Annotated in this window: 20 protein-coding genes; 14 read left to right on the top strand and 6 right to left on the bottom strand. The window is 54.8% G+C overall.

All coding sequences use genetic code 11. From position 1 onward, the window contains the following. Window positions 1–151: 151 nt before the first annotated feature. The gene (locus VFO10_RS04020) at window positions 152–997 is read left to right on the top strand and encodes a hypothetical protein (RefSeq protein WP_325137388.1); all 846 of its coding nucleotides are present in this window, start codon (window positions 152–154) and stop codon (window positions 995–997) included. Window positions 998–1,019: 22 nt separating this feature from the next. Here VFO10_RS04020 and VFO10_RS04015 read toward each other — a convergent pair whose 3' ends face one another. The 4 genes from VFO10_RS04015 to VFO10_RS04000 form a co-directional block, all read right to left on the bottom strand. Then, the gene (locus tag VFO10_RS04015) at window positions 1,020–1,970 is read right to left on the bottom strand and encodes a hydrogen peroxide-inducible genes activator (protein WP_325137387.1); all 951 of its coding nucleotides are present in this window, start codon (window positions 1,968–1,970) and stop codon (window positions 1,020–1,022) included. Continuing rightward, entirely contained in the window at window positions 1,967–3,517 is a 1,551-nt protein-coding gene (ahpF, locus tag VFO10_RS04010; protein ID WP_325137386.1) for an alkyl hydroperoxide reductase subunit F, read from the bottom strand. The genes VFO10_RS04015 and ahpF overlap by 4 nt, the downstream gene beginning before the upstream one ends. 59 nt (window positions 3,518–3,576) lie before the next feature. Then, window positions 3,577–4,143 carry an alkyl hydroperoxide reductase subunit C gene (gene ahpC, locus VFO10_RS04005; RefSeq protein WP_349259346.1) on the bottom strand — a complete coding sequence of 189 codons (567 nt, stop codon included), beginning with the start codon at window positions 4,141–4,143 and terminating at the stop codon, window positions 3,577–3,579. Window positions 4,144–4,321: 178 nt separating this feature from the next. Next, window positions 4,322–5,107 (bottom strand): TatD family hydrolase, encoded by a 786-nt coding sequence (locus VFO10_RS04000; protein WP_325137385.1) that lies wholly within the window; start codon window positions 5,105–5,107, stop codon window positions 4,322–4,324. A gap of 162 nt (window positions 5,108–5,269) precedes the next feature. On the opposite strand from VFO10_RS04000, the gene VFO10_RS03995 reads away from it, so the two are divergent. The 6 genes from VFO10_RS03995 to VFO10_RS03970 all read left to right on the top strand — a co-directional run bounded on the left by VFO10_RS03995 (window position 5,270) and on the right by VFO10_RS03970 (window position 12,114). After that, window positions 5,270–6,001, top strand: a complete 732-nt coding sequence (locus tag VFO10_RS03995) for a PP2C family serine/threonine-protein phosphatase (protein ID WP_325137384.1) — start codon at window positions 5,270–5,272, stop codon at window positions 5,999–6,001. Window positions 6,002–6,031: 30 nt separating this feature from the next. Further along, window positions 6,032–7,306 carry a hypothetical protein gene (locus VFO10_RS03990; protein WP_325137383.1) on the top strand — a complete coding sequence of 425 codons (1,275 nt, stop codon included), beginning with the start codon at window positions 6,032–6,034 and terminating at the stop codon, window positions 7,304–7,306. Window positions 7,307–7,315: 9 nt separating this feature from the next. After that, complete coding sequence (locus VFO10_RS03985; RefSeq protein WP_325137382.1) at window positions 7,316–9,181, top strand: tetratricopeptide repeat protein; 1,866 nt, start codon at window positions 7,316–7,318, stop codon at window positions 9,179–9,181. A 123-nt stretch (window positions 9,182–9,304) separates the two neighbouring features. After that, complete coding sequence (locus VFO10_RS03980; protein ID WP_325137381.1) at window positions 9,305–10,348, top strand: DUF3103 family protein; 1,044 nt, start codon at window positions 9,305–9,307, stop codon at window positions 10,346–10,348. A gap of 102 nt (window positions 10,349–10,450) precedes the next feature. Continuing rightward, on the top strand, window positions 10,451–11,338 hold the full coding sequence (locus tag VFO10_RS03975; protein ID WP_325137380.1) for a universal stress protein: 888 nt from the start codon (window positions 10,451–10,453) through the stop codon (window positions 11,336–11,338). 11 nt (window positions 11,339–11,349) lie between these two features. Continuing rightward, window positions 11,350–12,114: a phosphatase PAP2 family protein gene (locus VFO10_RS03970; RefSeq protein ID WP_325137379.1), complete on the top strand. Its 765-nt coding sequence runs from the start codon at window positions 11,350–11,352 to the stop codon at window positions 12,112–12,114. Here the strand turns inward: VFO10_RS03970 and VFO10_RS03965 are convergent. After that, window positions 12,111–13,181 carry a hypothetical protein gene (locus VFO10_RS03965; RefSeq protein ID WP_325137378.1) on the bottom strand — a complete coding sequence of 357 codons (1,071 nt, stop codon included), beginning with the start codon at window positions 13,179–13,181 and terminating at the stop codon, window positions 12,111–12,113. The genes VFO10_RS03970 and VFO10_RS03965 overlap by 4 nt on opposite strands. Before the next feature lie 138 nt (window positions 13,182–13,319). On the opposite strand from VFO10_RS03965, the gene VFO10_RS03960 reads away from it, so the two are divergent. From VFO10_RS03960 to VFO10_RS03930, 7 genes are all read left to right on the top strand, one after another. Further along, entirely contained in the window at window positions 13,320–13,952 is a 633-nt protein-coding gene (locus VFO10_RS03960; RefSeq protein ID WP_325137377.1) for a CPBP family intramembrane glutamic endopeptidase, read from the top strand. Beyond that, on the top strand, window positions 13,949–14,413 hold the full coding sequence (locus tag VFO10_RS03955; RefSeq protein ID WP_325137376.1) for a tRNA (cytidine(34)-2'-O)-methyltransferase: 465 nt from the start codon (window positions 13,949–13,951) through the stop codon (window positions 14,411–14,413). Before VFO10_RS03960 ends, VFO10_RS03955 begins: the two co-directional genes overlap by 4 nt. A gap of 13 nt (window positions 14,414–14,426) precedes the next feature. Continuing rightward, the gene (locus tag VFO10_RS03950) at window positions 14,427–15,548 is read left to right on the top strand and encodes a pyridoxal phosphate-dependent aminotransferase (protein WP_325137375.1); all 1,122 of its coding nucleotides are present in this window, start codon (window positions 14,427–14,429) and stop codon (window positions 15,546–15,548) included. A 168-nt stretch (window positions 15,549–15,716) separates the two neighbouring features. Further along, window positions 15,717–16,949, top strand: a complete 1,233-nt coding sequence (locus VFO10_RS03945) for a tetratricopeptide repeat protein (RefSeq protein WP_325137374.1) — start codon at window positions 15,717–15,719, stop codon at window positions 16,947–16,949. Beyond that, a complete protein-coding gene (locus VFO10_RS03940) occupies window positions 16,949–17,431 on the top strand; it encodes a SixA phosphatase family protein (protein ID WP_325137373.1) in 483 nt (160 codons plus the stop codon). Before VFO10_RS03945 ends, VFO10_RS03940 begins: the two co-directional genes overlap by 1 nt. Before the next feature lie 119 nt (window positions 17,432–17,550). Then, window positions 17,551–20,364, top strand: coding sequence for a 7TM diverse intracellular signaling domain-containing protein (locus VFO10_RS03935; RefSeq protein ID WP_325137372.1), 2,814 nt, complete (start codon window positions 17,551–17,553; stop codon window positions 20,362–20,364). Between the two features lie 449 nt (window positions 20,365–20,813). Further along, complete coding sequence (locus VFO10_RS03930; protein ID WP_325137371.1) at window positions 20,814–21,350, top strand: class I SAM-dependent methyltransferase; 537 nt, start codon at window positions 20,814–20,816, stop codon at window positions 21,348–21,350. An 8-nt stretch (window positions 21,351–21,358) separates the two neighbouring features. Here the strand turns inward: VFO10_RS03930 and VFO10_RS03925 are convergent. Continuing rightward, window positions 21,359–23,160, bottom strand: a 1,802-nt coding sequence (locus VFO10_RS03925) for a 7TM diverse intracellular signaling domain-containing protein (RefSeq protein ID WP_325137370.1), incomplete at its 5' end; no start/stop codon positions are given.

Here is a 23,160-nt window from a genome sequence, read left to right as displayed (position 1 = left end):
GGCTCAGCGTTTTGCGCCCAACCGTGATTCGTCCCTAAGGCAAGTGACCCAAGAATCAGGAGAAGGCAGGTGAAATGATGGCGACGGATACCCATAAATAACAATCTCGACCTTTATCTTTCAACAGTAGCGCCAAGGCTGGGGGCCTGTTATGCAAGCAGAAAAAACTGTCAAAGTAGCTGGGATACACCTTGCAGGGCCCAACTCCACCAAAACAACAGTCGTGATCATGACAGGTCGCCCATGGGAAGGCAACCTAAAGATCAACGCGGTTTTGGACCGTATGGGAGCCCTCCATCGGCTGTTTTCGGACGATCGACTCTTTGATTTTTTGCGAATGGAGGCACCGGATCGGGTGATGATCGACAGTCCTTTGACTGTTCCACCCTGCGTGGCCTGCACCCGCCCTGTGTGCCCAGGTGTGAATGCCTGCGAGGACATAGCGGTGGCTTATATGCAGAAACTCGCCGAGAGCGGCGCCGGACGCCGACGGAAACGTGTGATGAATCCGCAGACCCAGCGGATTTGGGATGTCAAAGAATGGTTCCAATGGGCACCGTCCCTTCAGGAACCGACCTACAGCGCGAACAAGGCACCACTCGTGGTTCGCGCCATGACTCTGCAGCGGCGTCTGAACAGTCTGCCGCGGCCGATTCGCCTGTGGGAAACTTCAGTGCCGCATGCGGTGAGTTGTCTTGTCGATCAGCTTGGACTCGATCGCGAACTGGCCTATCAGTATCGTGCGTTTGAAGTCGGACGGGATCGCCGCACCGCTTTTCTGGAAGCCTTGCACGAGCATGGTTTTTTGGAAGAGGACGACATTGATGAAGTCGCGAGCAGCGTGGAAAGTTTTTCCGCAGCCATCGCGGCTATAGTTGCCGCTTTGGAACTCTACGGTTTCACATCGAAGCCGGATAACGCCTTCTTTTTGGAACAGGGATGGGTGTACCTGCCGGAGCTCTGCTGCCCTTGGCCGCGCGAAGAGGCCGAGGTTTGAGGCTGTCGCCCGTCAAGGGGCCTCACGCCCATTGGAATTCGATCAGGCGACCCTTGTGCTTCTGATATTCGAGAAGCTGCTCCGGAAGATGGGCCAGCACCTCTTTGCGCAGAGCTTCGAGGATATTATGTTTCACATAAGTGCGGCGTACGATCAAACTGATTTCCCGCATCGGCTGGGGCTCGGCAAAAGGCCGGGTGATGCAGTTGCCGACAGGGACGGTATCCAGCGCCAGATAAGGGACGATGGTAAAGCCTGACCCCTGTTCCACAAGACGGATCAGCGTGGTCAAGCTTCCGCTTTCAAAATGCAGCCGCTGCGTTTTCTCCTGGGACTGCGCTTTGAATTGACAGAGGTTGATCATCTGATCCCGCAGGCAATTGCCTTCGTTCAGCAGCAGTATGCGTTCCAATGGCAAATCTTTCTCATGCAGGACTTTTTTCTGGGCCAGCTCGTCCTTTTTGGAGAAGCAGACGAAGAAGGGTTCATCATAGAGCCGATTTTCCAGGATGCTGTTGTCATGCAGCGGCGTGGCGAGGATGCCGGCATCGAGCGTGTCCTCTTTCAGACGCTGCACGATCGCGGCGGTTTCCAGTTCTTCGACGGTCAGGTTCACGGTCGGATAACGATCCATGAATTTTTGCAGAAAGAGTGGCAGCAGATAGGGGGCGATCGTCGGAATGATTCCCAGGCGAAAGTCCCCCTGAATCTGTCCGGACTCTTCACGTACGATTTCCTGGAGGCGCTCGGCCTCTCTCAGGATGATACGAGCCTGTTCCACCAGCCGGGCCCCGATGGGAGTCAGGACCACGGGCTGCTTGGAACGATCAAAAATAAGGACGCCGAGCAGATCCTCAAGCTTTTGGATCTGCATGCTGAGCGTCGGCTGGGTCACATGACATTTGCGAGCGGCCATTCCGAAACTTCCGTGCGTGGCCACCGCAACGATGTAACTCAGCTGCGTCAGGGTCATATTTCACCGCGCATGCGGTCTTCAAATGCGGCCAGAGCAACCTTGGCTCCTTCGCCCATGGCGATCACAATCTGCTTGTAGGGGACCGTGGTCACATCCCCAGCGGCATAGATGCCAGGCATCGAGGTGCGGCCTTTTTCATCGACGATGATTTCGCCGAAGCGGTTCACAGTCACGATGTCCTTGATAAAGCCGCTGTTGGGCGAAAGACCGATCTGAACGAAAATGCCATCGAGTTTTTCCTCGTGCTCTTTCTTCGTCTGACGATCCTCGTAACGGAGGCCCACGACTTTTTCACCGTTGCCGACGACTTCAGTGGTGCGCGCTTCCATCACGATCTTGACGTTGGGCAGCGATTTCAGCTTATCGATGAGGACCTGGTCAGCCTTGAGCTTGTCCAGGAACTCATAGAGCACGACCGAAGAGCAGATGCCCGCGAGGTCAATCGCCGCTTCGACACCGGAGTTGCCGCCGCCGACGACCGCAACTTTCTTGCCTTTGTAATAAGGACCATCACAGTGCGGGCAGAAGGCCACGCCGCGGCCGATGTATTCCTTTTCGCCAGGAATATTCAGTTCCCGCCACTTGGCGCCTGAGGCCACGATCAGGGTGTCGGTCGTCAAACGTTCGCCGCTGTTGAAAATCAGTTCACGCTTCTTACCCGTGTTCACTTCTTCCACGCGGCGGTGTTCCAAAACTTGGATGTTATACGCGGCCATGTGTTTATCAAGGGCCGCAGCCAGGATCGGACCTTCGGTTTTGACCACCGAAATGAGGTTTTCGATATCCTTGGTTTCCTGGACCTGGCCGCCGATTTTTTCGGCGATCACGATCGTTTTCAGCCCTTTGCGCGCGCTGTAGATCGCCGCGGACGCTCCGGCTGGGCCAGCGCCGATCACGGCGACATCATAGTGTCCCAGGTTCACCGGCTTGACCGATTTTTTCTGGGTGCCGAGTTTGCTTTCGAGCTTGGTCAGAAGCTCGGCAAGATTCGAACGACCCGAATGGATCAGTTCATTGCCCACGACGACGCTGGGCACGCCTTGAATCTTCAGTTTTTCCAGTTCCTCGGGAACCATTCCGCCATCGACCATTTCATGGCTCAGATTGCCATGTGCGAGGGCGATCTGGTTCAGAGCCTGCACCACATCCGGGCAGTTTTCACAGCTCAGGCTGATATAGGTGCGGATGTGCGTTCCGTCCGGCAGGCTTCGGATCCTGTTGGTCAGACCACTGTCAGGCAGCTTGCCCTGACCGGCGCTATTCAGGATGGCGAGGACCAAAGAGGTGAACTCATGGCCGCCGGGAATCCCGCGGAAACTGATGCCCGTGGAGCTTCCATCGCGCAGAATGCGGAAGCGCGGCACAGGCGATTTCTCAGCTCCGACTTTGACCGAAATCTTCGGACTGGTGGAAGCAAGGTCCCTTAAAAAGTCCAAAAGTTCAGCCTGCTGATTGTGATCGCTGGCATCCACAGCGAGTTCGATGGAAGGTTTCAGTTCAGCGAAAACACCTTGAAGTTGTTCTTTTAGATCTTTATCCAGCATGACTCTTGCTCCTTCGTGTCAGGGGGCCGAAGCCCCCAGCTTGTCGCCCAAGGGTCGACTTAGATTTTACCGACGAGGTTCAGACCAGGCTTCAGAGTTTTCTCGCCTGGTGTCCATTTCGCAGGACAGACTTCGCCGTCATGGGAAGCGACATACTGAGCCGCTTGCACTTTGCGGAAGAGTTCGTCAGCGTTACGGCCGATGCCGTTGTCGTTGACTTCAGCCAGTTTGATTTGGCCTTCAGGGTTCACAAGGAAGGTGCCGCGGTAAGCGAGGCCTTCTTCTTCAATGTGCACACCGAAAGCGCGCGACAGGTGACCGGTGGGGTCGGCCAGCATGGGGAACTTGATTTTCTTGATGGTATCCGAAGCATCATGCCACGCCTTGTGGGTGAAATGCGTGTCGGTGCTCACCGAATAGATTTCCACGCCCAGTTCTTTGAATTGAGCGTATTTGTCAGCCATGTCACCCAGCTCGGTAGGACACACGAAGGTGAAGTCCGCTGGATAGAAGAAGAAGATCGACCATTTGCCTTTCAGATCGTTCTGCGACACGGTAACAAACTTGTCATTGTGATAAGCCTGGACTTTGAAATCTGGAACTTTCGAATTGATGAGTGTAATCATGAATTACTCCTTAATCGTTTGAGAGTCCGGCGAGGGGGGTCATCATTTCACCCTCATCACCGCTGACAAGGGAGAGTATCGGGCCTTTGCCTCAATAAGTAAAATCTAATGTTTTTATAATGCTATAGAAAATATCTATGAAGTGGGATTCGCTGATTTCTTTAGTTATTCCGAGGTCCTACAGGGATTTATGGATGTCATTTAGGCTTGGGAAGAGGCGGAAAAGGTTCTGATTTTGCTGCTCCAGAATTCTGTCTACAGGTATACATTGCGTCCATGCTACATGCTTCATCACATCCAGGGCGAGGCGGGGATCCGACGCCGAACCGTTTTCGAAGACCTCGGGACTATCCGATTCGAAGAGGATGCGATCCTGGGGCACGTACTGAAGCAGCCCGTGATTATCGAGCTTCATGATGCGCGGTGGCACCGATAAATAAAAGCCAAGGTCGAGCCACGATTGAGCCGTCTGATGGTTGGCCCAGAAGCTATGGACCATTCCCGTCAGGCGGCCCGCATAGGGTTTCATCAGACGCAGGGCTTCGTGATGGGCCCTTACGATGTGAAGAATAAGCGGTTTATTCTGAGCGGCCGCCAGTTCCAGCTGACGCTCGAACCAATGACTTTGCTTCTGCCGCTCGTCCTCGGACTTGCAGCGAAAAAAATCGACACCGCATTCCCCTAAAGCGCCGGCCTTGGGGAGCATGGTTTCCAGGGTTTTGAAATCCTCTTCGAGCTGCGCGTCCTCGCGGGCCTGCACGGACCAGGGATGCATGCCAAAGCCATAGATCATCCGCAAAGGCGAGGCGGGGATATCGAGTTGCTCCTGCCAATCCAGGGGATCGACGCCTCCCAGGATAAAGCCCTGGCAGCCCGCTTCATGCAGCGATGCCAGTACTCCCGGCAAAGGCTCGGGATGAAAGCGGCTGGTTAAGTGACAGTGTGCATCCATCCATGGCAGCATTTCGAACCTCCCCGGATCACGCTTTGGGTAGTGTGATCAATTTCGGGAAAAAGGGCCAGAAAATTCGCATTTTTTCATACCCTCCATCCACCCACCTATTGAGAATCCTTAGGTTTTGCAAGAATTGGCCGATAACGAAACGAGTCAACTCAGGAGTAGCCTTTGCGTATCGAAATGCATGGCGCGACCGACATGGGTCGAGTCCGCAAAAACAATCAGGACAGTCTCTTCTTCAATGCTGAATTGGGGCTTTTGATCGTTGCTGATGGCATTGGTGGAAGAAAAGGCGGTGAGGTTGCCTCGGCGACGGCCGTCAACGGCATCAAGGAAGCCTATCTGAACTGTGACAGTCTCAGGCACGAGGAAGTGGAACCCTTCCTGATCAAAAGCATCGACCAGGTGAACAAGGATATCATTGCCAAAGGCGTCGCAACGCCAGGACTCGAAGGCATGGCGACGACTCTGAATGCCATCCTCTTCGTCGGTGAAAAGGCTTTCATCTGCCACATGGGTGACTCGCGCACCTACCTTTATTTCAAGCAGCACCTTTGGCAATTGACGCTCGATCATAACATTGAAAACTACGTGGAACGCGGCTGGCTGCCGGATGGTTCCCTGGCTGTGAATCCCAAGCCGGGAGCTCTGGTGCGGGCCCTGGGACTTTCCGCCCAATGTGAAGTGGATATCTACGAACTCAAGCTGCAGCCGGGTGAAATACTGCTGACCTGTTCGGATGGGCTCACGGGTATGGTGAATGATCGCCGCATCCTGCGCATCATCAAGGAATATGAAAACAAGCTTTATGAGCTGCCGCAGAGGTTGATCCAGGAGGCCAACGAAGCTGGTGGCCAGGATAATGTAACGGTCGTGATTTCTTCGATCATGCGGGGTTAAGTGGATAAACTTTATCTCATACGAGTCGACATGGAACGCTTCCTTGGGCCCTATTCGCTCAAGCAGGTTAAGGAAGCCTATGGTCGCATGGAGTTTGGACTCCAGGATGAGATTTCAGGCAGCCTGCGCCAGTGGGTGGCCTTTGATGACTTCGAAAGCATTCGCAAACATTACCCGGAGCTGGTGCAGCTCGTGCAGCGCGAGATGCTGTCCGGCTGGGGCATGAGCACGCATTCCACCATGGGAAGCTCGCCGCTTCCTGCCAAGGTGAAAGCGCCTAAAGTCAGGCGCAGTGGTCCACCGGCCTTCCTGATTCTCTTCTTGCTCATGGTGGCCGTCGTGGGCGCGGTGGGTTTCTCCCTTTATAAGGACGGGGAACTCAGCAATGTGATCGGGATGGTCAAGGATCGTCAGCTGCACGGCGCGAAAGTTCAATACGGTGATCGTTACAACGCGAAGTTCGAAGCCTACATGGATCGCAACCGCGATTTTATCAACGGGGCTTTGAAAAAGAAGAAAAGCAGCGCCCAATGGCTGCCGTATGTGCGGGCCGTGGCCTTTGAAAAGGATGGTCGCTGGGAAGGTCTTTCCGCCAAGAAACTGCGCGGCCAGGCCGAGGGCTTTCTGCCTCAGGATTGTTCCATGGGCGCGTGGGAACAGCGCTGGACGCAGAGCAAGGATCAATGGGCCCGCTTCCTTGATGGCCGTGAATTCCCGCGGGAAGAGTGGGCTTATCTTTTGGCCATGGATCCCTTATGGATCAAGAGCCGTTCGCCGGCCCCGGGCTGGCTGAATCCGGGCAGCTATGCCGAAGGCTGTCTGCGCATGGCAATCAAGGCCATGCAGCGCCTGACCGGCGATAATATGTCCTTCGAAGCCAAGATCTTCGTCTCGCGGATGCGCTGGCAGCTGGGCGTGATCAATGCGCAGGTGCCGGACGAGGATTTTGAAATGTCCGGCACGCTTTGGGCTTTGAGCTGCATCGAAGATGCGCATGAAGACAGCGCCCTTAAAAACTGCCTGGGTTCGGTGAATCCCAAGCAGGGCTGGCGCGAGGCCTTTGAAGTGGGCGTCCTGCATCGGAAGATCGAATTGGCTTTGACCGGCAACAAAAACCTTGATGATGAAGCGATGAAGAGCTTTGAAGCTCTGGTCAATGACTTTGGCAATCGGGCACCGTCCTACTACCTGCCGCGTGAACCCGAGCTGAAATACTATCAGGAAATCCTGCAGCAGAAGGGTAATCTCGGGGAAGCGCGGAATCTGATCCAGCAGAAATATCCTGCCATTAATTTTGATCATTAGGATGCAGCGATGAAACATGCGCTGATTCAACTGCTGGTATGGTTGACCCTCGTGCTGACAGCGGGCCTGCCTGCCCTGCACGCGGAAAGCGAAATCACCTATGAGTCCGCGTTGAATGATTTTCGGGCCAACCGCATCCGGGAATCCGCCCGGGCTTTGAAGGCGATCCTTTTGAAAGAGCCGAAAAACCGGGAAGCGGCCATGCTCCTTGGGACCATCTACTATCAAAACCATAAGCTGAAAAAAGCCTACTACCTTTTTGAGAAGGGCGATGCGAGCCTTTTGAATGCGGACAACGCCTTTGCCTGGGGATCGACTTATCTGGAATTCGATGAGGATAAGAAAGCCGTCCTGGGTTTTCGCTACATCATCAAGAACAGGGCACCTTTTCGTCCCTTTGCCACCTATTATCTGGGCGTGATCGCCTACAAGGCCGCACAGTGGCAGAAGGCCCGCAAATATTTTCAGAAGGTGAATCCTGAAGACCTGACGGTATCGCTGCGCGTCAATCGACGCCGTTATCTTGCGGATATCAAAAAGCAGCAGGATAAGCTGCTCGAATCCATCATCGGGGGCGCGAGTCAAAGCGGTCAGGATCTGTCCGGTCCCCAGGTGCCTGTGGCCACGCCCATGCCCCCCAAGGATAGCGGAACGGAAGAGGATCTGACGGCGCCCTTGGCCAATGCCCTTCAGGTGGAACGCGATGATGCCAAGGGTTGGCGCCATAGCTTTCGGCCTTCCCTGATGCTGGCCCAGCAGACTCAGCTGGCGGATAATCATGGGCTGAATCATGACAACGTGAATCTCTTCGCCCATCGCGAGGGTGTCAGTGGTCTTCTGAATTATGATTCCGGGCGGAAGAGCGGCGGCCTCGTCGGCGGCATTTCGTATAGCCTGGGCGATATTGGTTTTGCCGCGCAGCTGGAAGAGGTGAAGTATTTCACGCTGGAAGACACCTCGGGTGTGTTTCTTTCCCAGGCCCGTTCCGAGCAGAATGAAACGAGCGGCTTTGTCAGTCTCGAACCGAGCCTTGGTGTTTATCTCAGCGAGAATCTGCGCCTGGATCTGACCGTCGGGGTGCGCGGCTACTTTCCTGAGTATGATTATCAGCAGGCCTGGGGTCAGGGTTCCCAGGAGCTTGGTCTGCGCTATGAAGGGGCGGATACCGAACTGGGCCTTGAGTTAACGGCCCTGCAGCCCTTTGATGAACAGCAGAAAAAAGAAGCCCTGGATCTGGCCGGGCGCGCCGACGTCGAACAGCAGTTCGGTGATCTGCGCCTTACCTTCCAGGCCTACGGCTGGCAAACCGATCACGCGAGCTTTTTGAGCCCGAACCGCTTCCGCCTGATCCTGGCTGATCCCACGCTCCGTTATCGCACGGGTTTTGTCAGTGAAGTGGGCGCCGCAGCGGGCCTGCTTCTGAACGTCTTCAGCGAAACCACGATCCAGCTGAGACTCGAAGGCTTGGAGCGGGAGCCATTGAATGGCGCGCGATTGAATCGCCTGCGGAGTGTGGATAGCGTGGAGTCGGTCGCCTATGGGGCTGGCAAATCGCTGGTCAGTTTGAATATACCTTTGGGTGACAGCGCGAGCATCACAGGATCGGCGGCTTACCATCTGCTCACGGATTATCATTATACAGAACTCGATACCACAGGTCTTCCCGTGCAGGATTACGTCACCGACGTGGAGCAGATCATCTACCAGGCCGGGGCCGTGATCTCCTTTGCCGAATGGATTCGACTCTCGGGGTCCTATACGGTTACATCGAACAACTTCGTTGCGAAGACGGCTAACGATCGGGAATTCCGTCGCCGCAATCCCGATTACACGGTCGATGCCGACTTCTATTTGGAACTAGCGAAGTCTTTTTGAAATCCCTGTCATGATATTCGACACTGCGGCTCCCCCTAATTTCCTGAAATCACGCTCCCTTTGCAGGGCATGGTCCTTGCTCATCCGATGTGCAGAAGACCTCCCTGCATAAGGAACAGAACCATGAAAGCAATCTTTGCCGGAATCCTCGTCCTGGCCGTCACCGCCTGCGGAAAAGGCTCCAATCAGACCAGCGTCGTGCAGAGCATTGCGTCGACCGCGAATGACAAGTTGATCGCCGATGTCGAGGCGATGGATAAGGATATCGACGGCCAGAAAAAAGAAATGAAGCTGAGCGATGTCATCGCGAAGAAGGAATATTATGGGCTGAGCGAGAAGGAAGTGAAAATCATTCGCGAGTCCTTCACCGAGGATGAATATTCCCGCCTCGTCCTGAAGTTCGTGGATCCTAATAATTTCCGCGGACGCGCGCAGCCGCGCTGGGCCTTCATCCCGAATGTTTCTGATGACAAGGCCGATGCCCTTCGCACGATTGAAGTCGTCGACAAGAGCGGGCAGACCGAGAGCATCGACGGTATTGAAGATCCCGAGCACATTGATTATCCGATCATCACCCTGTCTTATTCCGAGCGTATTGAAGGCGCGACCGTCCTGCGCCTCGCCGAAGCCCCTGCTGACGGCGGCCTGATGATGAACACCGTGGAATTCAGCAATGTTCACGAGCCCTGGATCAAAGGCGCCGCGGAAATGTATGCGGTGGTGAGCTTCTTCGGCAAGGATGGCAAGGGCGCCACGGCGCTGGTGGAGCTGCCTTCGGTCGACAGGAAAAATACCAAATATGACCTTCGTCAGATCGTTCATCTGTGGCCCGAGAACAAGTATCAGATTGCGAACATCGCTTTCTTTGAGCATGATTCGGGCTATAATTATGCGGGTTTGAGCAAGATTTTCGTGACCGCGGCCGCCAGCGTGGTGAGCGCGGTGGTGAACCCCACGCAGACCACGACCCTTGCGGTGGCCGGGATCGTTTCGGAACTGGCGACCAAGGTGATTGACGCGCTGCCGTCCGGAGCGCTCACCGATGATGATGACTACGTCGATACGATCAATACCATTGAAAAGTTTAATCCTGAGTTCCGCACGGGCGTCAGCGGCAATGCCAAGGTGCAGTTCTCGCTATACCAGATCAAGATCAATAACGAGTAACCGCGCCAAGCAGACTATTGGGTAAAAACCCTGGATAAACCGCCTTGCTTGATCCCGACGGCTATCAGGTATAGCTTAAGGGTGATGAGCAAGGGGGTTTTTATGCGTGCAGTTCTAGGAGTTCACCAGTTACCATCCGCACATCAGGCGCTAAAGGCACTACTCCAGCTAGGTTTCAAGGATCTTGAGCTGCGGCCGACCCATGTGATGGAACATGTGGGGAGCACCCTCGGCAAATATCTTCTGACCGTGACCGAGACGGAATATTACGCCCAATACATCAAGACGGAAGAGGCGAAGGCGAACGAAGTCCTCAGGAGTTTCGACAAGGAACTTCAGGAGCGTGGTCTGACCAGCAAGGCCTCCTTGCGCGAAGGGCACGTCGTCAACGAGCTGATCGCCGAGGCGCAGGAATCCCAAGCCGAACTTGTGGTCGTCAGCCTGAAGGCTCAGGAAACCCTGGGGCATTTTTTCTTCGGTTCGGTCGGTCGCAAAATGATCTTTCAGTGCCCCACCAATCTTTTCGTCTATAAACCGACCACGGCTCCGGCAGCATTGAAACGTGCGGTGTTTGCGACGGATCATTCCCCCTTTGCCCAAAAATCCCTGGATCGTCTGATCAGCCTCAGGCCGCTGGGTCTTGAGCATATTACAGTCCTGACTGCGTATCCCCAGAATTTAACGTCGGCTCTGGCGCCTTTTGTCACGCAGCTGGGACTGGACGTCAGTCGTTGGATTGAAGAAAAACTTCATCAGGAAAATGAAGGGGTCGTGCGCCGCCTGAAGCAGGAAGGCTTCCATGCGGTGGCGGAGGTGCGTGGAGAACCGATTCATGAGGCGATTGAAAGCAGCGTGAAACGGCATGAAGCAGGCCTTGTGATCCTGGGAGCGCAGGGGCATGGCATGCTCGAAGGGTTGAGCCTGGGCAGCGTCACCGCGCATCAGGTGCTGCATACACCTCACTCGGTCCTGGTGGTCAGGCCTCGATAAGCGGGAAACGCATGCTGAAAACTTCTTATCAAACCGGGCGCCGCATCTTATCCTGGCTTCGGGAATTCGACGCGCGGCTGCTCCTTGCGACTCTACTGACCGCGGCTTCGCTTTTCGTCTTTTTAGAAATCGCTGACGAGGTGATGGAAGGCGAAACCCAGAGTCTCGATGAACGCATTATTGTCAGTCTGCGGGAACCTCAGGACCTTAACGATCCCATCGGGCCTTTGTGGCTCGAAGGGGCGGTTCGGGATATTTCCGCTTTGGGCAGCTTTGTGGTTCTGATGCTCTTTGTCAGTTTCGTTATGATCTTTCTGATCCTGATTCGCCGCTACAAGGCGTCACTTTTCGTGCTCGGCGCCGCGGGCAGCGGTGTGCTGGTGAGTCATTCGCTGAAACTCTTTTTTTCGAGGCCGCGCCCGGATATCGTTTCGCATGGCACGAATGTCCTGACCTATAGTTTTCCGAGTGGGCATTCCATGCTGTCCGCCGTTGTCTATTTGACTTTGGGCGCACTCCTGACCGAACTCGTCACGCGCAAGAGATTGAAGAGTTATTTTCTTCTGGTGGGACTCTTTTTATCGTTTATCGTCGGCCTGAGCCGCATCTATTTGGGTGTGCATTATCCGAGTGATGTGATCGCGGGCTGGTGCGCGGGGCTTTTTTGGGCGGCTCTGTTTACGATGATCGCGAGGATTTATACGCTGCGAACGAAAGATCCGGCCGCGAGCAGCCGGATGCCTTTATCGAGGCAGGATGAAGGTCCTGTCTTTTAACGCAGACCGAGTTCGCCGCGGATCCAACGCAGGCCTTCCTCGAAAGCGGCGTCCAGTCCATCCGCATAAACCAGCGAATCCTTGACCACGGCATCCGGTTCCACCGGAGCGCCCGTGCCGGCATAGGCAATCACCGTCCAGGGAAGACTTTTAAGAGTCTGGAGTTTTTCCGGCAGAACGGTTTGGCCCGTGGGTTCACCGATGATCCGAGCATTCAGCTCCTTTTTCAAACGCAGAGCAAAACGGGCGGCACCTTCCCGCGTGTCGTGGTTGATGAGCACGACGGTCGGGATTTTTTTCGAGATTTTCAAGGGGCCGGTCGGCTCCAGGCCAAAAGCATCGCGCAGATCTATGAGCTGGGCCGTGCAGTTCGCCGTTTGAAAGCTGACGCGCGAGAGCAGATGCGCATTCACCGCATCGTTCATCCAGAACCAGGCCTTCTGCAGGCAGATGCGATTTTTTTCCTGGGTCATCATGGTGCCCGCGGCCTGAGTTTCCGCCAGAACGTAATCCGCAAAAGGCTGAGGACGAACATTCAATTCCAGCTTGCGCGGCGCACTCATAGGATTATTCTGGACCTCAAGACTGAGCTTTTGAGTCCTGGCACTTTGAATAGGATGAAAGCCGACAGTTTTCACCGCATCGCCGCGACGAAAAAGCTTTTGACCGTGACGCCCGACATACTGCACGGTCCATTTGTTGCCGCGGGCCTTCCATGCGGCACCTAAGTCAGGAAAGGCCTGGTCTTGCGACGAGAGGGCCCAGCTTTGGGGATCGGCCTCGTCGAGGATGCGGAAGCTTTTGCCATTCCAGTGCTCCAGGATGCTGCTGACGCTCAGTTTCAGGCCGGCTTCGGATTCCGCTTCGCGACCTGCGGTTTCGAGGGCCTTGCGAATCTTATCCCAGACTTCCTTTTGCGTTTGGGTCGACGGGTCGACGCTTTCAATCCAGGTGATGACCTCGCCTGCGGCCTCGGTCAAAGGCTGGGGTTTGGACACAGCCCTAAGGTCGGCCGCGGAAAGAAGCCAGATCGTTGCGAGAATTCGAGTCAGTGGGGCGGAATGCATGAGGTCGACCTCCAGACATTGTTGGACGCCGGATATTACCCGGCCTTACGGCATTTTTCGTTGGAAAAAAGCCAGGGACTTTGATTAAACCAGGGGGCAGCCTGCAGATAGCCGCACTCAAGGTCATAAAGGCACTTTATGCAAGATCAAAATGACGCTGGCAACGAGACCAGTAACATCGAACAGATGGGTAACTTTGTACTGTCCTCCTCGGTGTTCTATGTGGGAATGGCCGGCGTTGGCGCGATGGTCAGTCTTTACCGCCATCATTCTCTGAAAAAGATCCTGACGCTGCCAGCCGAGATGCCGGCTCTGGCGACCCTCGTGGGTCTTGGATTTTTGGGTGCCGCAGTCCTTTTGATTGCGAATTATCTGTTCGAAGAGCAGTTTCCATCTTTCAAGATTTTTCGTCATGTGCTGATGCAGATGATCGGCAGCGCGACGATTCCTGTCGCGCTTTATTTAGCCTTTATTTCAGCCATCGGCGAGGAACTTTTATTCCGCGCGGCGGTGCAGCCCGTCCTTGGCCTGATCGGGACCTCGCTGCTCTTTGGTCTTTTGCACCTGGGACCGCAGGGTCTGATTTCGGTGTGGACCTTGTGGGCGATCATCTCGGGTCTGATGCTGGGCTGGATGTTCGATTCCACGGGCAACCTTTGGCCTTCCCTCATTTGCCACTTCCTGGTGAACGCGGTTTCCATGCTGACCCTTCGAATCCAATACCGCCGCTTTGTGGCAACCCATAGCAAACAAAAAGCCAACAAAGCATGAAACCAGGACACCCGCAGATCTGTCTTTTTCAACCCGAGATTCCCCAGAACACCGGCAGCATCGGTCGCCTGGCGGCCGCCACCTCGTGCCGCCTGCATCTGATCAAGCCCTTCGGCTTTGGCACCAGCGATAAAAATCTACGGCGCCCGGGGCTCGATTACTGGCCGTTTTTGGACCTGGAAATCCATGACAGCATAGATCCATTGGTGCAGGCTTATCCCGGCCGCGTGGCCTTTTTTTCCAAGTTTGCCACCAAACTTTATAACGAGATGCCCGTTGATACGGAGGTCCTGGTTTTCGGCCGTGAGACATCGGGCTTTCCGCCGGAATTTCACGAGCGCTTCAAAGACCAGCTTTACCGCATCCCGATGTTCCATCCTCATGTGCGCAGTTTGAATCTGGCCAACGCCTGCTCGATCGTGGTTTACGATCTCTTGCAGCGCCGCGGCCTCTTTGCTTGAGAAAAGGTGAGTCATGGTATCCCCGAATGTGCTGCAACCCAAAAGCCCTGACATGAATTGGCTCGGCAGTTATTTTCAGCCGAGTCTTCTGGCCGCCAAACCCTATAAAATTGATGCGCCCCAGGGCATCACGATCAAGCTCGATCAGAACGAAAGCCCATGGGATTGGCCCGCGCAGCTGAAGGATAAGATTCTCGCCAGCCTGAAACAGAAGGAATGGAACCGTTATCCCGAATCCATGGCGGCTTCGCTGACGGAAATCCTCGCTCAGTACGTCGGCGTCCGTCCTGAATGTTTGATCACGAGTCCCGGCTCCAATCATCTGATCGCGCTGATCTTCGATGCTTTGGGCCGTAAACTGCCCGGCAAGGTCGTGATCGCCCGTCCGTCCTTCGCACTTTTTGAATCGCACTGCCACTACGCAGGCATTCCCTTCGAGACCTGGGATCTGGATGAAAATTTCCATTATCGCCGCGATCGTCTGCCGGCCTTGCCAGATGGATCCCTCGTGGTCTTCGCGTCGCCCAATAACCCGACCGGGACGGGACTTCCGAAGGCGGAATTCCGGGCTCTCCTGAAAGAGTTTCCGAAGGTCATGTTCCTGGCCGATGAAGCCTATTATGAATTCGATGACGAACCCTATACCGATCTCCTGGGCGAATTCTCAAACCTTCTGATCCTGCGCACGCTGTCGAAAACCATGGGCGCCGCAGGTGTGCGCCTCGGTTATGCGATCGGCTCGCCGGAACTCATCAGCCTTCTGACCAAGCTGCGCCTTCCCTATCTTTTGAATCACTTCACGATGGAAGCCGCACGCGTGATGCTCACCGATCCCGAGATGAAGGCCTTCGTCGCGCGGAACATCGACAACGCGCGCCGGGAGCGCGAGCGGGTTTTCCAGGCCCTGAAAGGCCTTCCCTGCCACGGCATGCAGGTGATCAATTCCAAGGCCAACTTTCTTTTGATGCGCTGGCCGGATCAGAAGGATACCGATCGCGTTTATCTTGGACTCAAAGAACACGGCATCCTTCTGCGCAATGTTTCGAGCGGTCCCGGATTGAAAGGCTGCTTGCGGGTAAGCATCGGTACAGCCGAAGAAAATGATATCTTCCTGAAAGCCATGGCCCGTCTTTGATATGAGCCCGGACACTCTGACTTTTCGGTAAGAGTGTCCGGCCCATGTGCGGCAAGCTCCCGCAACTTCTGCCTTTAAAACGCCTTTGCCAGACTCGCCCAAAAACGCGTTAACTTTGCTTGTCGGGTGCCGATGGTGACTCGGTACGCAGAACCGGGAGTCGCATACATGAGCGATAAGAAGAGTCTGGCCGAAGAATACGGTATCAAGATAGGCAAGCAGCTTGAGCATGAAGATCCTATCATGCTGATCGAAGATCAGCAGGATCTCCGCCTGATCGTGGCTCATCATCTGGGCAAGCTGGGTTTTTCGACCATTAAACAATTCGCCAATGGCCATGAAGCGCTGCACTTCATGAAAGACAACCCCGATCTCGTTTTCCCCGTCACCATCTGTGACAAGGAGATGCCGGTCCTCGGAGGTTATGACTTCCTTACCGAGATCAAGGAAAACCCCGCCTTCTCCCGCGGATCATTCACCATAGAGCTGGTCAATCCGGACAAGGAAGATATCATGCTCGCCACGGAAAACGGCGTGGATGAGATCCTGGTCAAGCCCTTTACGCTCAAAGATCTGGTGCCCAAAGTACGCAATGCCTACAAGAAATTCTATAACCCGAACAATCCCGAGCAGGTGTATGAGCTGGCCAAGGCTGAGCTGCGGGCGGGAAACCTTGATAAGTCAGAGAATATCTTCATTCGCCTCGCGCAATCGGCCAAAGGTGCTGCAAGGCCCGTCGTGGGCCTGGCCCGTATCGCGTCGGAGAAGAAGGATACCGAGAAAGCCCTGAAGCTTCTGGCGGAAGCGGAGAAGCGGAATAAGTTCTACGTTCTGGCTTATGTCGAACGAGGACGGATTTTTACCAAGGAAAATAAAATTGAAGAGGCCATCGACCAATTCAAGCATGCGATTGAGCTGTCTCCGCTCAATCCCTTGCGCTATGAAGAAGCGGCGGAACTCCTGTTCAAGAAGCAGCGCTATCAGGAAGCCGCGACGCTACTGACCATGGCCTTGGATAAAAACCTGTCGTTCCCGAGTCTGCATAACTATCTGAGCCAGGCCTTCTATTCGCTGAAAGACTATAAAAAGGCCATTCGCCACATCAAGTCCGCCCTTTCGGTGGAACCGGAAAATATAACCTTCCTTAATCAACTGGGAATTTGTTATAAGGAATCCGATCAATTTGATGAGGCCCAGAAAACCTATAACGCAGTCATCAAGCTCGACCCGACGAACAAAGCGGCACTCTACAACAAGAGTGTGATGCTCTCGGCCAAGGGTCAGCATGATGAAGCGATCAAGTTGATGAAGCGTTGCATTGAAAAACATCCGGACTTTGAAGCTGCCAAACGCAAATTGCAGGAAATCGAAGCCCGTTCCCAGGATAAGGCTGCCAGCTAATGCGCCGATTGATTTTGATGAGACATGGCGAAGCGGAAAATGCACTGGCGGGAGCCGACGACCGACGCCGTCGTCTGACTCCCGCGGGACAAGCCGCCGCGTTACGCTGTGGTCAGGAGATCAGGGCGCTGGGATTCAGCCCGGAAATTATCCTTTGCAGCGATGCGGAACGCGCCGTGGCCACCATGCATGCTGTCGTGCGAAGCGCAGGCCTTGTGGGCGTCGCAACCAAGATTCAGGCCGACCTTTATCTGGCCGATGATCATTCCGTGATCCAGGCCTGCGGTGATGAAGATGATGCGATGGAAACCATCCTCATGATTGGTCACAATCCCGGCTGGTCCGAAGCCGCCACCACCCTATGCGGCACCCCCCTGAGCCTCGGCACCGCGCAGGCCGCCCTCCTGGAACACCCTGCTGATGAATGGATAGCGGCGATCAGTGAAATCGGTCGCTGGAAGCTGAAAGGCATCGTTCCCTGAAGCTGCCTCCCATCCAATAGAGTCAAGTCCCGCAGTGAAATTGAAGCCTTGAAAGTTGAGGTTCAATCCCCCACTGCTCCTGTCGATAGGGAGACTTGATATTGGATAAGGTGGTTTTTATGAATGATATAAGAGTTGTTTTCTTTCGATGTTGGGCTTTGCTGCTCGTTCTTTCCAGCCAAAGCCTCTTTGCGTTGACCAGCCCCAGCATCATTCTGAGCGATGAATTCCTTCAAAAACAGGAACCTATCGGCCGCTTTGTTATCACAGCTTCGGATGATCGTTCAGAGATGACTCCTTCCACGATCATGCGGGGTGAGTTCGATAGCCGTTTTGAAGCCCATGGTGATAAGAAAACCCTATCTTATGGGTATAACCGCCGGTGGCCGCACTGGGGTTATTTCACGGTGACCAACCCTGGTCCCGCTCCTCAGAAGATTTATATGGAAGCCAGCTACAGTGCGATTGATTTCCTGACCGTGATGAAGGTCAGCGAGGCTGGTGATATCCTGAGCGAGCAAAAGCTGGGGGATATGCTGCCGTTCTCGGACCGCCCTATTCAGTACCGTCACCCAATTTATCTGCTGCAGCTGGACCCAGGCGTCAACCATTTCCTGATCAAGATGGAAACGACGTCCAGCGTCGTCTTCGATCTGACGCTTTACAATGAAACCCTTCTGAAGAATGCCAAGATGAAAGAACTCATCATGGTCGGTCTGCTGTTGGGTGGTATCCTCACGATCTTTCTCTATAACCTTTTTCTCTTCGTCACAACAAGGGACCGGAACTACGGGCTTTATGTCATCTACGTAGCGAGTTACTTCGTCTTTGCCATGGCCTACTACGGGATCGCCCCTTATATCGTCTTCACGACCTGGGCCCGAGCGCCGCTGACAGGCTGGGATCTTTATGTGATGATCGACTTCATCACGATCGGCTCCTCGCTCTTCGCCATTGGCTTTTTGAATCTGAAGAAGGAATCGCCGGTATTCTTCTACCTGCTCGCAGGTATGGCGACGATCGCCGTTCTTAATTCCATGAGCAACCTGCTCGTCCTCTATGGACGGTATCATCAGCTGCTGAGCCTGACCCTTGCGTTCTCGCTGGTGTCCGGGATCACAATGATCGCGGCTGGCTTTCGCATGATTCTGAAGGGCTATATTCCGGCCACCTATTATACCCTGGCCTGGGTCTTCGTGATCGGAGGCAACATCATGGTGATGATGGCCGGAGCCGGTGTCCTGGAGCGCAACTTCTTGACGACCTGGAGCCAGCTGATCGGCGCCAACGTGGAAATGATCCTTCTATCCTTTGCCTTGGGTGCGCGCATCAACCTGATCAAGCATCAGAAGCTTCAAGCCGAGCGGCAGATGCTGAAAGAGGCTGAGGAGAAAAAGCAGCTGCAAGCGACCCTGATCGCCACGCAGGAGGAAAACATCCGAACCCTGGACGGCAAGGTTCGCGAGCGCACACGCGACATTCGCGAGATCCTCGCCAACATCAATCAGGGCATCTTCACCTTCCGCGCGGACATGAAGCTGGGAGCGGAAGTCTCCGACCACCTCGTGCAGATGATCGGTCGCGGCAACCTTTCAGGACAGGCCCTGAACGAGGCGATCTTTGCCCACACCGACCTTTCCGCCAACCAGGTCTCCCAGATTTTGAGCTGTCTGGAATTCTCGTTCGGCCAGGATATTGAACTGGGCTGGGAAGCCAATAAATCCCGATTGATTCGTGAATTCCAGCTGCGGGACGAAGGCCGCACCATGCATATCGAAGCGGAATGGGGCGCGATTGCGAATGAAGATGGTGAAGTGGACAAGGTGCTGGTGGCGCTGCGCGATGTCACTGAGCTGAAAGAACTCCGGGCCCGCGCCCATAAGAATGAGCTGGAAGCGGCCATGCTGCTGGAAATTCTGGCCAATGATATCGAGAAGACGCAGAAATTCATCAACCGGACGGTCAGCGCCTGGCTGGAAATCGATGCCAACCTGAAGCGTCTGGCTACGGATCGGGATCTGGCGTATCCCGTCCTTTTCCGGGCGTATCACACCATCAAGGGCAACTCAAGGTCGCTGGGCTTTGCCCGCATCGCTGATGCCGTGCATGATGTGGAAAGTCTCCTGAAAGAGTTTGGTGAAGGACCGCGCGAAGACAAATTGCAGAAGCTGATCGCCGCATCGGACTCCTGCCAAAACCTGGTCAAGTCCTATCAGACGGTGTTCATGGATAAGTTCGCCCGCTTCTTTGATACCAGTAAAAAGCAGAAGGGTCGGCTGTTGGAAAGCTTCTTCGCGGATTTGATTACCCCTTCCTTGGAAAAGGTGGCCAAGGACACGGGCAAGCTGGTGCCGGTCGTGACCATTCGGAACCCGCAGGGTTTTATGATCTTGAGTGATGAGATTGAAGATATTGCTCAGAATGTCTTTCATCATCTGATCCGCAATTCCGTTGATCATGGCATTGAAAGCCCTGATGAAAGAAGCCGTCTCGGCAAGCGGACCTTCGGCGAGATCACGGTCGACGTCAGCATTGATGCCGCGAAGAATGCGACAGTCATCTATCGCGACGATGGACGGGGTTTGAACCTGTCCCGGGTCTATCAGCTCGGGCTGGAAAAAGGCTTCTTGACCGAAGCGGCGACCGTCGATGATATGGTGGAAGTCATCTTCCAGCTGGGCTTTTCAACAGCCAGGAAAACCACGTTGATATCAGGGCGTGGCATAGGCATGGATGCGATTCGGCACTATTGCCATTCGCTCGGCGGGACTTTCCGCGTGGTGCTGGATCATGAGGTGGATGAGGTGACTCTGAAGCGGATCAAATCGAAGGCCGAGCCGGATACTTTTGTCACCTTCTCGTTCCAGTACCAGGTGAACCTGCGTGCATCCATAGCGCCTCGCCAACCTCAAGCATTGGCGCGCCTCGCATAGGATGGACCGATCACAACCGATCACGCGTGCGCGTCCTGGTGCAGGGCGCGAGCCCTGGAACGATCCTGGAAAACGAGGTGTCGGAGTCCTTATCCATGATTCCTAAACGGGACGAAGCCTCGGAGATATCTGGCCGCGGGCTTGGCACCAGCGCCGTACGTGAGACAGTGGAATCTTTGGGAGGTGCCGTGCAGTTGGTTTGGACAGGGGAAGTGTCCGTCACTGGCTATCGTTCCTTTGCTGTCGAAATGATAATGCCTCTGGAAATTCTTATCGACGTGGGCTCGTCCGATCAGCGGGAGTTGGGAATCAGCGCAGAGACAATGTCTCGTCTCAGGGTTCAGGCATCGTGACAACTGAGCTTCTTTTGTGAATCCGACCTCGCCTTTGTGCTAGAATTCGACAGTCAAGGCCAGGCGGCGGTCGGCCACAAAGAGGGGGGCGAGGCCATGAGTCAGGATAAGGGCCTGCAGCGGCAAAAGTGGGCCGTGGAGTGCATGGCGATTAAGCCGGGGGACCAGGTTCTTGAAATTGGCTGCGGCACAGGCTCTGCTGTTCCTTGGGTCTGCGAGAAGTTAAAGAGTGGTCACTTGCTGGCCATCGATGCCTCGTCGACGATGATTCAAAAAGCTATCATGAAAAACAGAAAGCCGATGGAGAGCGGCCAGGTCCTGTTCCGTGCGGTTGCACTGTCTGATCTTGAATGGAATGGAGAGCTGTTCCATAAGGCCTTGGCGTTCAATGTCAATGTCTTCTGGTTGAAACCCGGGAAAGAATTGGAGCGTCTGCGGGAACTGCTGCGTCCCCGAGCCTTGGCTTTTTTCTTTTACACGCCGCCTGATCTCGACCAGCTGAATAAGATTAAAAGTCGCCTCCCGGAAGTACTGGGGGCTCATGGTTTTAAAGTGCAGGACAGCTTTGAAGCGAAATTTGATTCCACCCGAGCTTACGGAGTCAAAGCTGTCCCCATGCGAACGAAGACGTAAACTGTAATTCATCCGACCTTGCGATTCCTGCCTTCAGACTCCTTGCCTCTTGGCAAGGTAATGACAAACTCAGTTCCTTGCCCTTGGACCGTTTTGATCTCGATATCCCCCTGGCACTCCCGAACAGCGGCGTAGACGGAAGCCACGCCGACCCCACGGCCTGAGTAGAGATCCACCTCACGCGTGCTGGTGAAGCCTTCGGACGAAAGGATCTCGATAAGCTCCGAGATGCTCTTCGTTTCGATGTCCCCCGATCCTGCCAGGCCTTTTTCAATGAGCATCTGCACGATCTGTCGGCGATCCATGCCGCGACCATCGTCCATGCAGAGGATTTCCAGTCCCTGGTTCGTTTCTTTGAAGCGCAGCGTGACCTTGCCCGAGGCCGGCTTGGTGCCACGGTCCTGTTCAATGCCATGAACCACGGCATTGCGAACGAGGTGAACGAGGTTTTTGATGAGATGCTTTTCCTGATCCGAGTAGATCTTGACCGCGGCTCCCTGCAGTTCAAAATCCACCTTGCGACCGCAGCGCCTCGCCAGGAGCTGCACGTCATCGACGATGGGACCGAGGAGGCTGTTCGCGGAGCGAGCGGTAATGCTGCGGACCCAGGCATCATAGAACTTGACGAAGTCGAAGGAGACACCGAGTCGCATCAGCTCCTGGCGAAGCTCCAGAAGGCTCGAATGCTTAAGGACGACGTCCTCATCATGCTCCTCGTCCCACTCCAGGCCCAGAATATCCGCATGGCGTGTAAGGAAGTGCTGGAAACTCCGTTCAAGCGCCTGGATGTCGTCGACGCTCAGCTCGCCTTTGCCTTCCAGCTTATGGATGTGATCAGCCTGCGCCTTCATGTTAAAGATGAGACAATTGCCCTTGAGCGTATGCAGGATGAAGGCCACCATCTTCCTTTTGCTGCGGACCTCGGAATGGGCGAGGTGCTGCAGATTTTCGCGCGTGATCTTGATGAAGGAACGGAAGGCATCCATGTTGCGCAGGATCTTGATGAGCATTGCGCTGCGATGCGCCTCGCGTTGCTTCATGCGGAGTTTGGTGATGTCGTTGACGGTGAAGAGGATGGCCTTGGGCCTGCCATCGGGATCACGGATGAGGCCGCCTTCAAGGATCAGGACGCTCTCGCCCATGCGGAAGGTCCTTGGGATTTGAGCGAGGCTGACTTCCTCGGGCATGCTATCCGCAAACACTTGCTGCACGGTCATTTGAAAGATACTGCGCCGTTCCCCGCTGAGTCCCAGGACATCAAGAAGGGAAGCCTGATCCTGAATGCGATCGCCCAGAAGACGCTGGCAGGAGCGGGTAAAGCCGGCCTCGACCTCCAGTCGGCTGTTGATCGTGAAAAATCCGCTCTTCACATGATCAATGATCGAACGGATGGTCTGCGTGCGCTCGGCGACTATGCTTTCCACTTCCTGAATCTGTTTGGTCAGGGCCGCGTTCAATGATTTGATCGTCTGCTCCGAGCGAGCCTGCATATCGTTGACGCGACTGCCAAGGGCAAGCGACATGAGCGCCACTTCCATGGCTCCACCCAGAAGGTTGCCCCACTGCGCAAAGAAATTGAAAGGGAAGAGACCGTTGAACATGAGTGCCAAAGCCATGTTGCCCATGAGGAGGCAGGTCCAGCCAAGCGTATAGAAAATTGCCGGTCGATAGCCGCGCCAGGCGGCAGCAAGACCCGAGGAAATAAGGATCAGGCTGGTGAAGAGAGTCGTTTGCGTGACCGCCTGCGTGAGGAAACCATAGCTCGCGCTGAAGCTGAGCGCGAAGACGCCGGCATTCACGGCGATGAGAC

Source organism: Oligoflexus sp. (assembly GCF_035712445.1).
GTDB lineage: Bacteria > Bdellovibrionota_B > Oligoflexia > Oligoflexales > Oligoflexaceae > Oligoflexus.
This window is presented reverse-complemented; position numbering and strand designations above follow the sequence as displayed.

Coding starts and splice junctions, on each gene's coding strand:
- VFO10_RS04015 (WP_325137387.1), bottom strand. CDS start 1,970: ATGACCCTGACGCAGCTGAGTTACATCGTTGCGGTGGCCACGCACGGA.
- VFO10_RS03990 (WP_325137383.1), top strand. CDS start 6,032: ATGGAACGCTTCCTTGGGCCCTATTCGCTCAAGCAGGTTAAGGAAGCC.
- VFO10_RS03970 (WP_325137379.1), top strand. CDS start 11,350: ATGCTGAAAACTTCTTATCAAACCGGGCGCCGCATCTTATCCTGGCTT.
- VFO10_RS03950 (WP_325137375.1), top strand. CDS start 14,427: ATGGTATCCCCGAATGTGCTGCAACCCAAAAGCCCTGACATGAATTGG.
- VFO10_RS03965 (WP_325137378.1), bottom strand. CDS start 13,181: ATGCATTCCGCCCCACTGACTCGAATTCTCGCAACGATCTGGCTTCTT.
- VFO10_RS04020 (WP_325137388.1), top strand. CDS start 152: ATGCAAGCAGAAAAAACTGTCAAAGTAGCTGGGATACACCTTGCAGGG.
- ahpC (WP_349259346.1), bottom strand. CDS start 4,143: ATGATTACACTCATCAATTCGAAAGTTCCAGATTTCAAAGTCCAGGCT.
- VFO10_RS03955 (WP_325137376.1), top strand. CDS start 13,949: ATGAAACCAGGACACCCGCAGATCTGTCTTTTTCAACCCGAGATTCCC.
- VFO10_RS03945 (WP_325137374.1), top strand. CDS start 15,717: ATGAGCGATAAGAAGAGTCTGGCCGAAGAATACGGTATCAAGATAGGC.
- VFO10_RS04000 (WP_325137385.1), bottom strand. CDS start 5,107: ATGCTGCCATGGATGGATGCACACTGTCACTTAACCAGCCGCTTTCAT.
- VFO10_RS03980 (WP_325137381.1), top strand. CDS start 9,305: ATGAAAGCAATCTTTGCCGGAATCCTCGTCCTGGCCGTCACCGCCTGC.
- VFO10_RS03935 (WP_325137372.1), top strand. CDS start 17,551: ATGAATGATATAAGAGTTGTTTTCTTTCGATGTTGGGCTTTGCTGCTC.
- VFO10_RS03975 (WP_325137380.1), top strand. CDS start 10,451: ATGCGTGCAGTTCTAGGAGTTCACCAGTTACCATCCGCACATCAGGCG.
- VFO10_RS03930 (WP_325137371.1), top strand. CDS start 20,814: ATGAGTCAGGATAAGGGCCTGCAGCGGCAAAAGTGGGCCGTGGAGTGC.
- VFO10_RS03985 (WP_325137382.1), top strand. CDS start 7,316: ATGAAACATGCGCTGATTCAACTGCTGGTATGGTTGACCCTCGTGCTG.
- VFO10_RS03940 (WP_325137373.1), top strand. CDS start 16,949: ATGCGCCGATTGATTTTGATGAGACATGGCGAAGCGGAAAATGCACTG.
- ahpF (WP_325137386.1), bottom strand. CDS start 3,517: ATGCTGGATAAAGATCTAAAAGAACAACTTCAAGGTGTTTTCGCTGAA.
- VFO10_RS03960 (WP_325137377.1), top strand. CDS start 13,320: ATGCAAGATCAAAATGACGCTGGCAACGAGACCAGTAACATCGAACAG.